General features: G+C 73.4%; 15 protein-coding genes. 8 read left to right on the forward strand and 7 right to left on the reverse strand.

What is annotated here, in order from left to right:
• Positions 1-98 precede the first annotated feature (98 nt).
• The 3 genes from ulaA to AXW62_RS05650 are packed head-to-tail and all read right to left on the reverse strand — an operon-like array spanning position 99 to position 3,936.
• On the reverse strand, positions 99-1,652 hold the full coding sequence (gene ulaA, locus AXW62_RS05640; RefSeq protein WP_060943518.1) for a PTS ascorbate transporter subunit IIC: 1,554 nt from the start codon (positions 1,650-1,652) through the stop codon (positions 99-101).
• Between the two features lie 24 nt (positions 1,653-1,676).
• Positions 1,677-2,600, reverse strand: a complete 924-nt coding sequence (locus tag AXW62_RS05645) for a PTS sugar transporter subunit IIAB (RefSeq protein WP_060943557.1) — start codon at positions 2,598-2,600, stop codon at positions 1,677-1,679.
• Positions 2,601-2,628: 28 nt separating this feature from the next.
• Positions 2,629-3,936, reverse strand: a complete 1,308-nt coding sequence (locus AXW62_RS05650; protein WP_060943519.1) for an MFS transporter — start codon at positions 3,934-3,936, stop codon at positions 2,629-2,631.
• Positions 3,937-3,992: 56 nt separating this feature from the next.
• Between AXW62_RS05650 and AXW62_RS05655 the strand changes: the two genes are divergently transcribed.
• Positions 3,993-4,586: a CGNR zinc finger domain-containing protein gene (locus AXW62_RS05655; protein WP_037645029.1), complete on the forward strand. Its 594-nt coding sequence runs from the start codon at positions 3,993-3,995 to the stop codon at positions 4,584-4,586.
• Between the two features lie 361 nt (positions 4,587-4,947).
• Here the strand turns inward: AXW62_RS05655 and AXW62_RS05660 are convergent, their stop codons facing one another.
• Positions 4,948-5,376 carry a spore-associated protein A gene (locus AXW62_RS05660; protein ID WP_370682890.1) on the reverse strand — a complete coding sequence of 143 codons (429 nt, stop codon included), beginning with the start codon at positions 5,374-5,376 and terminating at the stop codon, positions 4,948-4,950.
• A 396-nt stretch (positions 5,377-5,772) separates the two neighbouring features.
• Positions 5,773-6,972, reverse strand: coding sequence for an MFS transporter (locus tag AXW62_RS05665; protein WP_060943521.1), 1,200 nt, complete (start codon positions 6,970-6,972; stop codon positions 5,773-5,775).
• A 292-nt stretch (positions 6,973-7,264) separates the two neighbouring features.
• Here AXW62_RS05665 and AXW62_RS05670 point away from each other — a divergent pair, with 292 nt between their 5' ends.
• Positions 7,265-8,326 (forward strand): mechanosensitive ion channel family protein, encoded by a 1,062-nt coding sequence (locus AXW62_RS05670; protein ID WP_060943522.1) that lies wholly within the window; start codon positions 7,265-7,267, stop codon positions 8,324-8,326.
• Positions 8,327-8,361: 35 nt separating this feature from the next.
• Here the strand turns inward: AXW62_RS05670 and AXW62_RS05675 are convergent, their stop codons facing one another.
• The gene (locus tag AXW62_RS05675) at positions 8,362-9,021 is read right to left on the reverse strand and encodes a response regulator (protein WP_060943523.1); all 660 of its coding nucleotides are present in this window, start codon (positions 9,019-9,021) and stop codon (positions 8,362-8,364) included.
• Positions 9,018-10,292 (reverse strand): sensor histidine kinase, encoded by a 1,275-nt coding sequence (locus tag AXW62_RS05680; protein WP_060943524.1) that lies wholly within the window; start codon positions 10,290-10,292, stop codon positions 9,018-9,020. Before AXW62_RS05680 ends, AXW62_RS05675 begins: the two co-directional genes overlap by 4 nt.
• A 430-nt stretch (positions 10,293-10,722) precedes the next feature.
• Between AXW62_RS05680 and AXW62_RS05685 the strand changes: the two genes are divergently transcribed.
• From AXW62_RS05685 to AXW62_RS05710, 6 genes are all read left to right on the forward strand, one after another.
• On the forward strand, positions 10,723-11,514 hold the full coding sequence (locus AXW62_RS05685; RefSeq protein WP_060943525.1) for a class I SAM-dependent methyltransferase: 792 nt from the start codon (positions 10,723-10,725) through the stop codon (positions 11,512-11,514).
• 99 nt (positions 11,515-11,613) lie between these two features.
• Entirely contained in the window at positions 11,614-12,318 is a 705-nt protein-coding gene (locus AXW62_RS05690; RefSeq protein ID WP_078961773.1) for a GntR family transcriptional regulator, read from the forward strand.
• On the forward strand, positions 12,315-13,133 hold the full coding sequence (locus AXW62_RS05695; RefSeq protein ID WP_060943526.1) for a LamB/YcsF family protein: 819 nt from the start codon (positions 12,315-12,317) through the stop codon (positions 13,131-13,133). The genes AXW62_RS05690 and AXW62_RS05695 overlap by 4 nt, the downstream gene beginning before the upstream one ends.
• Before the next feature lie 143 nt (positions 13,134-13,276).
• Positions 13,277-13,978 (forward strand): 5-oxoprolinase subunit B family protein, encoded by a 702-nt coding sequence (locus AXW62_RS05700; protein WP_063817526.1) that lies wholly within the window; start codon positions 13,277-13,279, stop codon positions 13,976-13,978.
• Positions 13,975-14,913, forward strand: coding sequence for a 5-oxoprolinase subunit C family protein (locus AXW62_RS05705; protein ID WP_244502857.1), 939 nt, complete (start codon positions 13,975-13,977; stop codon positions 14,911-14,913). Before AXW62_RS05700 ends, AXW62_RS05705 begins: the two co-directional genes overlap by 4 nt.
• Before the next feature lie 46 nt (positions 14,914-14,959).
• On the forward strand, positions 14,960-15,412 hold the full coding sequence (locus tag AXW62_RS05710) for a VOC family protein (protein WP_060943528.1): 453 nt from the start codon (positions 14,960-14,962) through the stop codon (positions 15,410-15,412).
• Positions 15,413-15,430: the final 18 nt, after the last annotated feature.

The raw sequence follows: 15,430 nt of genomic DNA on the forward strand, positions 1-15,430 counted from the left end.
CCACGTTCCCGTTCCGTGGTCCCGCCCTCGGTCCCGTCCCGGGCGGAGGTGCCGTCCCGGGCGGGGCCCGGGGCGGACCACCGGGGCGCCGCGGGGCGTCAGGGGGCGGGCGGCGGTGCGGGAGCGCCCGCGGGCGGCGGGATCTTGGCGTAGGCGGCGGGGGCGGTGCCGGTCTCGGCGGGCACCGCCGCGCTCTCGCGCGGCATCAGGGCGTCGCGCGCCGCGCCCGGGTCCCAGCCGGTCTCGACCACCCGCTTCTGCACCAGGATCGCGGCCCCGAGGACCGCGAGGCCGAGCAGCAGGACGACCACGAGCCCGGCGGCGCCACCGGCCTTGCCGGCGTTGCCGATGAGCGCGCCCAGCCAGCCGAAGTCGGCGTCGCCGAAGGTGGTGTTCTGGTCGCCGAACGCACCGAGCACCTTGAGCAGCAGCGCGGGGAGGAAGGTGATGAGCAGGCCGTTGAGGAACGCCCCCACCACCGCGCCGCGCCGGCCGCCGGTCGCGTTGCCGTAGACCCCGGCCGCCCCGCCGGTGAAGAAGTGCGGCACCAGACCGGGCAGCACCAGGGCGAGGCCGAAGGCCGGATTGAAGACCCAGGTGAGCAGGGCCAGGCCGATCAGTCCGCCGGTGAAGCTGGAGATGAAGCCGATCAGCACCGCGTTCTGCGCGTACGGGAAGACGATGGGCGCGTCCAGCGCGGGCAGCGCGCCGGGGACCACCTTCCGCGCGATTCCCTGGAAGGCGGGGACGAGCTCACCGAGGATCGTGCGGACACCGAAGAGGATCACCGCGACCGCGATGCCGAACTGGAGTCCCTGCATCACGGACTGCATCAGGTAGTTGCCGGTGCCGGTGGCCGCCCCGCCGGTGCCGGTGGCGAACGCCTTGAAGGCGGTCTTCTGCCCCTCCTTGACGAGGTGGAGGACGGCCATGACCAGGTAGATCAGCAGCATCGACAGGGCGGTGGCCACCATCGAGTCGCGCAGGAAGCGCAGCCCCTCGGGCAGCTTCATCTCCTCGGTGGAGCGGCTGCGCTTGCCCACCACCTTTCCGGCCGCGCCCGCCACGATGTACCCGGCCGTGCCGAAGTGGCCGATGGCGACGGTGTCGCTGCCGGTGACGCGCTTGGTCCAGGGGTGCGCGAAGGCGGGCATCGCGACCAGCATGATGCCCAGCAGCACCCCGCCGATGGCCACCGCGGCGACGGTGGAGCGGCCGTCGCCCGCCAGGACCATGGTCAGCAGCGTGGCCATGAAGAGCATGTGGTGCCCGGTCAAAAAGACGTAGCGGAGCGGGGTGAACCGGGCCAGCGCCAGGCTGACCAGGAAGCCCAGGATCATCAGCCAGGCGACCCGGGAGCCGAACCGGTCCTGGGCGATGCCGACGATGGCCTCGTTCGTGGGGATGACGCCGTGGGCGCCGGTGACACCCTGGATCATGGTGCCCAGCGGGGCGAGGGAGTCGGTGACCAGCCCCGCTCCCGCGCCGATCAGCAGAAAACCGAGTGTCGCCTTGATGGCGCCACCGATGATCTGCCCGGCGCTCTTCCTCATCGCGATGAGTCCGACGGCGGTGATGATGCCGATCAGATACGCGGGTTCGCTCAGAATCTCGTTGACGAGAAACGTGGCGAGGGTGACGAACCAGCTCATGGTGTTTCCTCTGTGTCCCCGTCGTCAGACGTCGTAGGTGTCCCGCAGCACCGAGTCCACCTCGGCGGTGCTGGTGAAGTCCTGGACGACCTTCACCGGCCGTCCCACGTCCCCCAGGGTCCTGGCGATCTCACGGGAGGTGAACAGGGCCACCGCCTCGGACGCCTTGCCCTTCGCGGAGATGGTGTCGGTGGCCTCCACGGTGACGAACCTGGACCAGCCCCAGCGGTCCAGCACCTGCTCCAGCGTGTTCTTGAGGAACAGGCTGGTGCCCACGCCGTTGCCGCAGACGGTGAGGATCTTGTGCAGCGAGGCAGCCCGGGGCTCGGCGGCGGACGGTTCGGGGGACGACTCGGGGGACGGCTCGGGGAACGAGGACGGCTCCGGGGCGGCGGACGAGGGGGCGGTGGCGGACGACTCGGCGGAAGCGGAAGGCCCGGCGGTAGCCAGCGGCTCGGCGGAGGCGGGCGGCTCGGGGGCCTCGGGGCCGCTCTCCGCCCGCTCCCCGGCGAGCACGGCGTGCAGGGCCTCCGGGGTGGGCGCGGTCGCGAGGGCGGCCGCGGTGGCGGAGTCGCCCAGGAGCCGCGCCAGGGCGGCCATCGCGGAGGTGTGCGCGGCGGAGTCCTGGGCGGCGAGGGCGACGACGAGGGTGACGGGGTCGTTGGACTCATGCCCGAATTCCACGGGCTCGGCGAGCCGGACCCAGGACATCCCGGTGGTGAGCACCGCCGGGGACGGCCGGGAGTGGGCGAAGGCCACCCCCGGCGCGATGACGATGTACGGCCCGTTCTCCTCGACGTTGGCGACCATCTCGCGGGTGTACTCCTCGGTGGTGACGCCTGTCTCCACCATGAGACGCCCGGCGACGGCTATCGCCGAACGCCAGTCGGCCGCCCGGACGTCGAGCCGGACGGCCTCGACCGGGAGCAGGTCTTTCAGGTCTTTCATGCTGGTCATCATGACTGACATGGCACCGTCACACTGCGCCCGGGGGCCGGGGTGAAGCGGTGGCCACCGCGGTGTCCGGCAAGCATACGAAGACCAGCGTTGCGAGCGCCTCGCACCCCGCGGCAGCCACCAGGGCGCCGGGGAGCGACCAGGTGGCGAGCGGACCGGCGAAGGCCGCGCCGAGGGCGAAGCCGGTGATCTTCAAGCTGGCGCCGGTGGTGAAGACCTGGCCGCGCAGCCGCTCGGGGGCCTCCCGGTGGCGCACCGCGAACAGCGCGGTGAGCTGGGGACCCTCGGCGGCGCCGGCGAGCAGCACGGCGGCGATCAGCGGGACCGGGCGACCGGTGGCCGCGAGCAGAGGCGCGAGGACGAGCAGCAGGGTGGAGCCGAGCAGCACGGTGTCCGGGCGTGGCGCACGGCGGCGGCGGGCGAGCGCCGCGTTGGCCACCAGGGCCGACGCGGCGGTGGCGGACAGCAGCAGGGCGCCGCGGTCGGGGCCGCCGAGGACGGCCGTGCCGAGCGGCGGGCAGCAGGTGAGCAGCGCGCCTTGGCCGACGCAGGAGACGACGGAGGTGGCGGTGGCACGGGCCAGGGGCCGGTTGCGGACGATGGCGCGCAGTCCGGCGGTGAGGTCGGCGAGGACCGAGGGCCCCGGTGGCGGGACGGAGGTGGGGCTTCGCGGCGCGGACGGGGACGGCGGCGCGGACGGGGACGCCGACGCGGACGGGCACCGCGACGCGGACGGGTCCGCCGGGAGGCTCCGTGCCGCCGGCGGGACCGGGCCGGGCCGCGGCGCGGGCACGGGGAGCGTCCAAGCGGCGGGCAGCGCGAGGCCGATCAGCGCGATGGAGACCGCCACGGCGGCCGGTGCCCCGGCCGCTCCCGCGACGGCACCGGCGAGCGCGGGCCCCACCAGCGCGGCGAGGCTGAAGGTCATCGCGTCGAGCGCGGTGGCGCGGGGCAGGGCCCCCGGCGGTGCCACCCGGGGCAGTTGGGAGGTCCACCCGCCGGACAGGGCGGGCCCCAGCAGCCCCGCGCCCACCGCGAGGAGGACCGCGAGGGCGAACGGCAGCCGTCCCAGGCACAGGAGGATCGCGGTCAGCGCCGCCGCGTAGAGGGCCAGCGCGGCGGCCAGCGGCCGGCCCGGCCGGGCGGAGCGGTCGAGCAGCACTCCGAAGAGGGGTCCGCCGGCCGCCGCCGTGACCATGATGCCCGCCAGCAGCGTCGAGCCCGAGGAGGGCGAACCGGTGAGCGCCGGCCCGGCCAGCAGCAGCGCGGGCCCCGACATCTCGTCCCCCGCGCGAGCGGCGGCCGCCCCGCCCAGATAGCACCCCATCGCGTAACGCCCCATCATGCACAGCACGTTACGGGGCTCACGCAAAAACTCGCCAGGTGCGTTACATTGCCCTGGTGTCACCGCCCTCGAACGACGACTGGTCCACCCGGCATTCGGTGCGGGCCACCGCCCGGCGCACCGCGGCCCTCGTCAACGCCCTGACCGCGCGGTCGCGTCCGGATCCCGGCGCGATCGCCGGGATCCTGCTCGACCACGGTGAGCCCGGTCCGCTCGAACTCACCGCCGACGACGTCGCGGGCATGCGCGCCGCCGCCGTGCGGCTGCGCGAGGTGTTCGCCGCCGGTCACGTCGACGGCGCCGCCCGGGCGCTGAACGAGCTGCTGCGGGAGGGCACCGGGCCGCTCCGGCTCAGCTCGCACGACGGCCGCTCCCCCTGGCATCCGCACCTCGACAGCGACGACGAGGCGCCCTGGGGCGAATGGTTCCTCGCCTCGTCCTGCATGGCGCTGACCGTGCTGCTCTGGGACGGTCAGCGCCCGCCCGGCGGCCTGTGCTCCTCCCCCAGCTGCGACTCCGTCTTCCTCACCCTGGGCAGCGGACCGGAGCGCCGCTACTGCTCACGCCGGTGCGCGACCCGCGAGCGGGTGGCCGCCCACCGGCGCGCCAGGGCCGGATCCGGCTCCCCGTGAAGGCCCCGAGGGCGAGACCCGCGGGGCGCCCGCGGCGAACCCGCCGCCCGCGTCGGGGCTGACGGCGCCTCGGCGGCGCCGTTCTCCACCCCGGCGGCCCCACGGCAGGTGAACGCGGCGCGGACCGCCCGCGCCGTCCGGGACCTGCCCGGGTGTCATCGGCGGTGCCGCGTACCGTCGCGCGGAGGTCCATCTCGTACTGGCGACCCCATCTGGCGACCCCATGCGGTGGCCCTCACCGAGCACCGAGCGCTGGACCGGAAGACGTTCGCGGCGGCCACCCCGAGAGGTGGCCGCCGCTTCCCCCGTGTTCTCTCCCGGGCGCTCCCCCGTCAGCCGCGCCGGCGCGTGGCGTCCGGGCTCACCAGCCCTTGGTCACGCGGTGTGCCTTCAGGGATCCGCAGTTCGATCCGTAGGTCCAGGTGGACTGGTTGTCGATGCCCCCGGCCCAGTCCACGCACTTCCCGCGCCCGGTGCCGTACACGGGACCCGCGTACGAGGTGTACGCGCCGCCGTCCTCGGCCGACTCGTCGGAGCCCTGCACATACAGATAGGCGAACATCGGAACCGCCTTGCCCGTGGTGTTCCGGACGGTGACCACGCAGTTCCGGCCCTTGGCGGAGTTGTAGGTGAGGAAGACGGTGCCCTTGGAGCCGATGGGCGCCGAGTTCACCACCTTGTACCCGCTGCCGCACACCCCGTTGTACGCGGCCTTGGTGGCGGCCGATGCCTGCGGTGTCAGGGCCACGGTGCCCGCGATGGCGGTGGCGAGGACGGCGGTGGCGGCCATACGGCGAGAAAGATTCATTTGCCCCCCTTGATGCTTCTTCATGGGCGTAGGCGCTGTTTGCGTCTGACTAGGGAGACATGCGGAGGTCGTGGATGGTTGTACGGCGTTGTACGCGCTTCCGGCGGCCCGTCGAACGCGGGCCGCCCCGCCGCCGCGTGCGACCGCGGCACTCTCGCCGTCCGCTGGCGAGCCGTCATCAGCGGCCGTGCCAGGCCGTGCCAGGCCGTCTTGTGGCACGGCGCGTCACAACACGACACCGCACGGCGCACACGGCGCGGAAAGCGGCTCGCGGGCGCGGGCCGGTGGTCCCTCCAGCGCCGGGGCACCGGATGGGCCGGATGAGCCGGATGGACCGGGTGGCGGATCGCACCGGTTGGCGGGTCGGCGGGCGCGGGCTCAGCCGTCCGACGGCCCGGCGGGGCGCAGCCGCAGCCGCAGCAGCGTCGCCGCGGCCAGCAGGGCCACACAGCCCGTGAAGACGAGCCCCGCGGGCCGCAGCCCAACCGCGACCGACAGCGCTCCCACACCGATCACCGGGATCGAGATCGCCAGATACATGAGCACGAACAGGGCGGAGGTGACCTCGGCGCGCCGGTCGGCCGGGCTGCTCCCGGTGACCACCCGTACGGCCGCGTGGAAGGACAGCCCCTGGCCCGCCCCCGCGACCACGGCGCCCAGCACCAGCAGCGCCAGCGACGCGGTGGCCAGTGAGGCCGCGATGGCCGCCATACCGGCCACCAGCACCGCGCACCCTCCGGGCAGCGACCACTCCGGTCCCAGCCGCCGCCCCAGCGTCTGGCCCGCGATCGACGCGGCGAACACGGAGAACACCACGGCACCGGCGACCGCGTGATCGCGCTCCCCCTCCACCTCGCTCAGGAACGTGGGGGAGACCGAGGTGAACAGGCCCAGCGTGGCGAAGCCCGCGAACCCCGCCATGGCCGCGGCCGTGAACGTCGAGCGCATCTCCCTGGGCACCCGCATCCGCTGCGGCCTCAGCGGCGGGCGGTGCCGCATCCGTACGGTCTCCGGGAGGGCGAGCACCCCGGCGGCGGCCACCGCCACCAGCGCCAGGTCCACCACGAACACCAGCCGCAGCGGCGCCGGGGCGTACTGCGCCAGCACGCCCGCCAGCAGCGGGCCGAGGCCGAGGCCGCCGAGGTTGGCGGCGGTCGCGAGGAGGGTGGCGCCACGGCGGCGGTGCGGGGGCGCCAGCTCGATCACCGTCACGGTCGCGGCCCCGGTGGCGAGTCCGGCGGACAGCCCCGACAGGACGCGGCCGGTGAACAGCTGCGGCAGCCCGTCGGCGAGGAGGAAGCACACCGCGCTCGCCGCCGACAGCACCAGCGCGGCCAGCAGGACCGGCCGGCGTCCGATGAAGTCGGACACATGGCCGAACAGCAGCAGTGCGGCGATGACCCCCATCGCGTACACGGCGAAGATCACCGTGACCATGAGCGACGAGAAGCCGAACTCCCGCTGGTAGAGGGAGTACAGCGGGGTGGGCAGCGTCGTACCGCACATCGTGATGACGAAGGCGTAGGCGGCCACGAGGAACGGCCATTCCCTGTCCACGTCGTTACGGCGCATTCCCATGCGGCCCGATTCCACCACATATCGGATGCGCGTCAACCGGGGTGACGCGCCGCCACTCGCCCTGGCGGGTTACCTGCGGTGGCGGCGCATCCCGCCCTGAGGCCGTCACCGCATGCGGCAGGATGGCACCTTGCGCCGGAGCCGTACACATGTACCCCGGCGCCTCCCGTACAAACCAGGCACGAGCAGGTGACAACGTGACCCAGCAGAACTCCAGACCGGACGGCCCACCGGCGACGGCGGGCAGCGCGGCCGGTTCTGACGCGCCCTCCGGCATACCGGGTGGTGACCGATGACCCGGACCCTCACCCCGCATGACGTGATCGTCGTCGGTGCGGCGCTGCTCTGCGCCGCGGCGGCGGGCGCGCTGCTGCGCGTCGCACTGCGCTGGCTGGGCGAGCGGGCCCGGACCACCCGGTGGAGCGGCGACGACATCATCGTGGACACGCTGCGCACCCTGGCGCCGTGGGCGGCGATGGCCGCCGGTGTCGCCGCCGCGGCCGCCGCGCTGCCGCTGACCCCCACGGTCGGCCATGACGTCAATCAGGTGCTGGTGGCGGTGCTGATCCTGGTCACCACGGTCACGGCGGCGCGGGTGGTGGCCGATCTGGTGCGCTCGCTGGCGCTGTCCCGCTCCGGGGTGGCGGGAACGGCCACCATTTTCGTCAACATCACGCGGATCGCCGTGCTGGCGATGGGCGTGCTGATCCTGCTGGAGACGCTGGGCGTCTCGATCGCTCCGCTGCTCACCGCCCTGGGCGTGGGGGGTCTGGCGGTCGCCCTGGCCCTCCAGGACACCCTGGCCAATCTCTTCGCGGGGATACACATCCTCGCCTCCAAGACGGTGCAGCCCGGCCACTACATCCGGCTCAGCAGCGGGGAGGAGGGGTACGTGGTGGACATCAACTGGCGCAACACGGCGGTACGGCAGCTGTCGGACAACCTCGTCATCATCCCGAACGCCAAACTGGGCAACACCATCATGACCAACTTCCACCAGCCCGAGCGGCAGATGTCGGTCATGGTGCAGGCCAGGGTGGGCTACGGAAGCGATCTGGACCACGTCGAGCGGGTCACCATCGAGGTCGCCGGGAAGGTGATGTCCGGCGTCGAGGGCGGGGTCGTCGACCACGAGACGAGCGTGCGCTTCCACACTTTCGGAGAGTCCGGCATCGACTTCTCGGTGTTCCTGCGGGCCCTGGAGTTCAGCAACCAGTACCTCATCAAACACGAGTTCATGAAGGAACTGCACCGCCGGTTCCGCGCCGAGGGCATCGAGATCCCGCTGCCCACCCGCACCCTCGTCCTGCCCGGCCAGGACCGGACGCCGCTGCCGGACCGGCCGGTGGTCTGACGCGCCGGGGACGGCCGGAGACGGCTGGGTACGTCTCAGGGCAGCAGCCGCCGCTCGGTGGCCACCGCGACCGCCCCGGCCCGGGTCTCGACCCCCAACTTCCCGTAGATCCGCCCCAGATGGGTCTTGACCGTGGCCTCGCTGATGAACAGGGCCCGGGCGATGTCCCGGTTGCCCAGTCCACGGGCCAGCTGCCGGAGGATGTCGCGCTCCCGCTCGGACAGTCCGGGACGCGGGCTGCGCATCCGGGCCAGCACCCGGTCGGCGACCGGGGCCGACAGCGCGGTACGGCCGGAGGCGGCGTTCCGGATCGCCGCGAACAGCTCCTCCGGCCGCTCGGCCTTGAGCAGATAGCCGGTGGCCCCGGCCTCGATGGCACGGGCGATATCGGCGTCGGTGTCGAACATGGTGAGCACCAGGACACGGGGCGCGGGCGGCTCGCCGGAGGCCAGCCGCCGGGTGGCGGTCACACCGTCCATGCCCTCCCCGAGTTGCAGATCCATCAGCACCACATCGGGCCGGAGCCGGGCGGCCAGGGCGAGGGCCTCCTCGCCGCTGCCCGCCTCGCCGACCACCTCGATGCCGTCGGTGCTGGCCAGCAGCGCACGCAGCCCGGCCCGCACCACGGCGTGGTCGTCGCAGAGCAGCAGCCGGATGGCGGGGGCGGAGGGGGACGGGGACGGGGACGGGCTCATGGGGTGGCCTCCACGGAGCGGTCGGGGACGAGGGCGGGAGCGGGCTCCAGGGGGATCGCGGCCGAGACGACGGTCCCCTCCCCCGGCGCGGACTCCACGGTGAGCGTGCCGCCCAGCTGCCGCACCCGGACCCGCATGGCCGGCAGCCCGTGGCCGCGCGACCGGTCCGGTCCGGGGGCCGGGACCGCGTCGGTGTCGAAGCCGCGGCCGTCATCGGCGATGTCCAGACAGATCTGGTCGCCCATGCAGGTCAGGGTGAGCGCGGCCCGCCCCGCCCCGGCGTGCTCGCGCACATTGGCCAGGGCGCCCTGGGCGATGCGCAGCAGCGCCGCCTCCACCCGCTCGGGCAGCGGGCCGAGGGGGCCGTCGAGCCGGAAGTCCACCGCCGGCCCGGCAGCGCTCTCCCGCTCGGCGAGCGCGCCGAGCGCGTCGGCCAGCGAGCGCTCGGCGAGATCGGCCGGGGCCAGGTCCTGGACGAACCGGCGGGCCTCGGTGAGGCTGCGCGAGGCAATCTCCGCCGCGTCCCTCATATGCCCCCGGGCCGCCCGCGGATCCGTCTCCCAGGTGCGGTCGGCGGCCTGCAACAGCATCCGCTGGCTGGACAGGCCCTGGGCCAGGGTGTCGTGGATCTCCGTGGACAGCCGCTGACGCTCGGCCAGGATGCCCGCCCGCCGCTCGGTCGCGGCCAGATCGCGGCGGGTGCGGACCAGATCGTCGATCAGCGTCCGCTGCCGGGCGGACTGGCGCCGCAGATGGATGAGGACGGCGGCGGCCACGGCGGCGATGGCGGGCGGCGCGATCAGCGCGTTGGGGTCGAAACCGCCGTGCATGAACCGCAGTTTGGAGGCGACGACCAGCGCGGTGAGCACGGCCGCCAGCGGCACCGCGAACCGGGTGGGCAGGGTGTGCAGTCCGGTGAAGAACAGCGGCATGGCACACCATGCCGCGCTCGGCGCAAGGACCAGCAGCGCGACCCACGCGGCCAGCACCGCCCCCAGCCAGAGCAGATACCGGCCGGAGGGCCGGCCGCCGGGGCTCGCCGCGGGCGCCGGCCACCGGCCGGGCAGATAGAGCGCGCCGAAGACCACGAAGAGGGCGATGACCCAGCCGTTCGGCGCGCTGCCGGTGTCCCGGGTCAGATAGCGGACCAGCGAGGAGCCCAGCAGCAGGAAGAACGCGATGTGCAGGACCGCCGTGAGCCACCGCTCATCGGGATCGTCCGGCCCGTCGGTCCCGGACCGCCCGGACCACGCCGACCATGCCGACCACACCGGCCACGGCGTCCGCCCCGACCGCCCCGACCGCCCGGACCACCCGACCGCGCTGACCACCGACCGCACCCCGGCCCCTCCCCTTCTTCCCGGCTCTTCCCGGTTCACCCGGTTAACCCGGTTCCTGCCGGTCCTTCCGGTTTTCCCGGTTCCTTCACGGCTGCCCGGCTGCCCCGGGCTCGCTTCCGCCGTCTCCGGCTGACGTCGGTTCACTCCTCAGCCAGTCCTAACGCGCCGGACCGGGCGCCGCATCATCCGATCGGTTGATACGGAGATCACCCGGACCGCTCCAGGACCGGGGCCGGACCGGGGATCCTTACCGCCGCCGCGGCGCCGAGGCTGGTAGCGACAGCGACGACGCGGGAACGCATGGACCGCCGCGTCGACATCCCGCATCCCGCATCAGCACTTCGAGCACGAGAGGGTTCACATGCCCGCCAAGAACCTCGCCGTCAACCGCTCCGCCCTCGGTCACCGGGTCTCCTACGCGCTGCGCCATCCGCATCGCGTACCGCGCCATCTGGTCCGCGCCACCCGGGACGCCTGGCTGCGCTACCGCTACCCGGACCACGTCTCCTACTACCGCGCGGTGATGCGGTCCGACACCCGCACCAGCCCGGAGGCAGCGGTCGGCAGCCGCAGCCATGAGCGCTGGCTGGCGCTGGGCGCCATGCAGTTCGATTACCTCCTCGGCCACGGTCTGCGGCCGGAACACCGGATGCTGGAGATCGGCTGCGGCAATCTGCGGGCGGGCTGGCGGTTCATCAGCCATCTGGAGCCGGGCCACTACTACGGCATCGACATCTCGCCCGAGATCCTCGCGGCGGCCCAGGACACGCTGGTGCGCCAAGGGTTGCAGAACCGCCTGCCCACCCTCACCCCGGTGCGGGACCTGACGCTGCGGTTCCTGCCCGACGCGCATTTCGACGTGGTCCACGCGCACAGCGTCTTCTCGCACTCGCCGCTGCCGGTCATCGAGGAGTGCCTGGCCCATGTCGGCCGCGTCATGGCGCCGGGCGGCTGGTTCGACTTCACCTTCGACCGCACCGAGGGGGTCGAACACCAGGTGCTGCGGGAGGACTTCTACTACCGCACCGAGACGCTCATCGCCCTGGCGGAGAAGCACGGGCTGTCGGCCCGGTTCATGGCGGACTGGGAGGAACTGCCGCACGGCCAGTCGAAGATCCGGGTCACCCACCGGGAGGAGGGGCAGACGCCCTGAACCGCGTCCGGCCGGGGCCCGTGTCTCGCCCGGGTAAATCTCCGGTTTCCTCTGGTCGACTCTCTTGTCCCGGCAGTGCATGCACTGTATACACGGTATATGAGTCGAGATGATCGAGGTCCTCACGGCGATGCCGGAGGCGCCGGCACGCTCACCGACGAGTTGCGCAGGCTGATTGTCAGCGGCGTTTATCCGCCGGGTCACCGTCTTATCCAGGAAGAACTCGCGGACCGTTTCGGCGTGAGCCGCATTCCGCTCCGCGAGGCCATCCGGACCCTCAGCAGCGAGGGGCTGCTGGTCACCAAGCCCGGCCAGGGCACCTTTGTGACCCAGCTCGACCTGGACGAGATCGATGAAATCTACAATCTCCGGCGGCTGATCGAGCCGAGTTTCGCCGAGCATGTCACCGATCGGGTTTCCCGGCGCGACATCAGCAGGTTCGAGGCGATGGTCGCGCATATGGACCGCGTCGAGGAGGTCGGCGCGGATTCCTGGTCGCGGACCAATCTCGCATTCCATCTCGACATGTACCGGCTCGCCCGGCTGCCCTTGCGGTACGAGATCATCGCGCAGATGTACCACCGGCTGGAGCCGTACTCACGGTTCTATGTGCACGGCACCTCGGCGTACGGGCGGGTCCAGTGCGAGCACTCGGCGATGGTCCGGGCGCTGGCCGACGGCGACGCGGAGGAGCTGGCCCGGCAGATCGTCGCGCACATCGACGGCGGTCAGCGGGGGTTGCACGCCGCGTGGGAGAACAGCAGCGACACCATCCGGGCGTACTGGGCGGAGTCGACGCGATGACGGTGGCCATCAACAGCGATGTCGGCGAGGGGTTCGGCGCCTGGGGCCCGGTCGATGAGGGCCCCCTGCTGGACCAGGTCACGGCCGCCAATGTGGCCTGCGGCTTCCACGCGGGCGACCCCGACATCCTGCGGCGCACCTGTGAGGCGAGCGCGGCGCGCGGGGTGGCGATCGGCGCCCAGGTCTCGTACCGCGATCTGGCGGGCTTCGGACGGCGCTTCATCGACGTGCCACCGGCCACGCTGGTCAATGACCTGCTGTACCAGATGGGCGCGTTGGAGGTGTTCGCCCGGCTGGCCGGAAGCCGGGTCGGCTATGTGAAGGCCCATGGCGCGCTCTACAACACGGCGGCGCGCCACGGCGGCCACGCGGGCGCCCTCGTCGAGGCGGTGGCCCGGTACGACCGGAGCCTGCCGCTGCTGTGCCAGCCCCGTACGGAGGTCTGGTCCCGCGCCGTCGAGGCGGGGCTGTGCCCGCTGGCCGAGGGATTCGCGGACCGCGGCTACACGGACGAGGGGCTGCTGGTGGCGCGCTCGCAGCCGGGTGCGCTGATCACCGATCCCGAGGAGGCGGCCCGGCGCGCGGTGCGCATGGCCGAGTCGGGGACGGTGGTCTCGGTGACCGGCCGTACGGTGCGGATCGCCCCGGACGGCGGGGCGGTGGCGGCGGTGTGTGTGCACAGCGACACCCCCGGTGCGGTGGCCATCGCCGAGGCGGTGCGCACGGGGCTGACGTCCGCCGGGATCGAGGTCGGTGTGCCGTCCGCGCCCGCCGCCGGGAGCCGTGCCCTGGCCGACGCCACGGTGCGGCCATGACCGGCATATCGGCGGCGGGCCCGGCCACGGCGGCCACAGCGCCCACGGCATTCACGCCATCCACAGCGTCCACGGCATCCACAACGCCCGCGACGGCCACGGCGTCCACAGCGCCCACGACGGCCACGGCGTCCGCAAGGCCCATGGCATCCACAGCGCCCACGGCATCCGCGGACCGGGCGGTGCTGCGGCGGGCGGGCGACCGGGGCTGGCTGATCGACTGCCACGCGCTGCGCCCCGCCCAGCTGGCCGTCGCGATCCGGGAGCGGCGCTGGGCGCGGGAGCTGCGGGAGGTCGTCCCCGCCGCCAGGACCGTCCTGGTGGTGGCCGAGGACCGGGCCGGGATGGACGAGCTGGCCGCGCGGCTGCGCGCACTGCTGGACGAGAGGGCTGAAGGGGCGGAAGGGACCGGGCGGACCGGGGCGGACGGCTCCGGCGGCACCGGTTCCGCCACCGCGCCGCGGACGGTGGTGATCCCCGTGCGCTATGACGGACCGGATCTGGCGGCGGTGGCCGAGCGCGCCGGGATCTCCCCCGAGGAGGTCGCCCGGCTCCACTCCGAGGGCGAGCACACGGTGGCGTTCTTCGGCTTCGCGCCCGGTTTCGCCTATCTGGACGGCCTGCCCGAACCGCTGCGGCTGCCCCGGCTGACCAGCCCCCGGGCCCGGGTGCCCGCCGGAGTGGTGGCCATCGCCGGGGGTCAGTCGGTCGTCTACCCCGGCGGCACCCCCGGCGGCTGGCACCAGATCGGCACCACCACGACCCGGCTGTGGGATGTGACCGCCGATCCGCCGAACCGGCTCTCGGTCGGGGACCGCGTCGTCTTCCGGGCGGTCGCCCCGTGACGGCCGCCGCGACGGAAAGCCCCCGGATCCCGGCGGGTTCCCCGATCGCCGGCGCCCTGCTGACCGTGGCCGACGCGGGGCTAGGCACCAGCGTCCAGGACCTGGGCCGCCCGGGTCTGGCCCATCTGGGCGTGCCCACCGCGGGCCCCGCCGACCGGCGTGGCTTCACCCTCGCCAACCGGCTGGTCGGGAACCCGGAGAACACCCCGGCCCTGGAGATCACGCTCGGCGGACTGGCCGTCACGCTGTCCCGCTCCCGGTATGTGTCGGTCACCGGCGCACCCGCCCCGGTCACGGTGGACGGGGTGCCGGTGCGCGCACCGGCTTTGGTCCGTCTGCCCGCCGGCGCCCGGCTGGCGATCGGCCGCCCCTGGGCCGGCTGCCGGACCTATCTGGCCGTCTCCGGCGGCCTCGAGGCGGACCGGGTGCTCGGCTCGGCCTCGCGTGACTCGCTCACCGGGCTCGGCCCCGATCCGGTCCGCGCCGGGACGGTGCTCGGCGTCGGCCCCGCGCGTCCGGTCCCGGCGGTCCCGCTGGAGCTGGCGTTCAGCCCGGTGCCCGGGGGCGGTGCGATGACCGCCCGGTTCCACTGGGGGCCGCGGCACGATCTGTTCTGCGCCGCCGACCGGCGGCGGCTGACCACGACCGCCTGGCGGGTCTCCGCGCAGTGCGACCGGGTGGGCGCGCGGCTGACCGGCCCGCCGCTGGCGATCGGCTCGGTCGATCTGCCCAGCGAGGGGACCGTACGCGGCGCCATTCAGGTGCCGCCCTCCGGAGAGCCGATCATCTTCCTGTCCGACCACCCGGTCACCGGCGGCTACCCCGTCATCGGTGTGCTCACGGACGCCGACTGCGACCTCCTCGGCCAGGCCGTCCCGGGGGACGAGCTGCGGCTGGTGCCCGCGTCGTCCGGCGGGCCGCGCCGGATCCCCTGAACCATCTGTCCCTTCCCGTCCCTTCTCCCCGTAAAGGAAACCCACCATGTCCGCACAGTCCTCCGGCCTCGTCCCCTTCCACCTGGCCATCCCCGTCGACGACATCGCCGCCGCCCGGGAGTTCTACGGCAAGGTCCTCGGCTTCTCCGAGGGCCGCTCGGACACCAAGTGGATCGACTGGAACTTCCGCGGCCACCAGGTGGTCACCCACCAGGTGGGCGACGGCCCCTCGAAGACCCCGCGCGACGGCATCGCCGGGACCAACCCGGTCGACGGCCACCAGGTGCCCGTACCGCACTTCGGCCTGGTGCTCCCGGTGCCGGAGTTCCAGGAGCTGGCGGAGCGGCTCAAGGCGGTGGGCACGGACTTCGTGATCGAGCCGTACGTCCGCTTCGAGGGTGAGCCGGGCGAGCAGTGGACGATGTTCTTCCTCGACCCGGCCGGAAACGCCCTGGAGTTCAAGGCGTTCGCCGACCTCGGGCAGCTCTTCGCCGTCTGAGCCGAACACCGCGCCGGC

Source organism: Streptomyces hygroscopicus subsp. hygroscopicus, assembly GCF_001553455.1.
GTDB classification, from domain to species: Bacteria; Actinomycetota; Actinomycetes; order Streptomycetales; family Streptomycetaceae; genus Streptomyces; species Streptomyces hygroscopicus.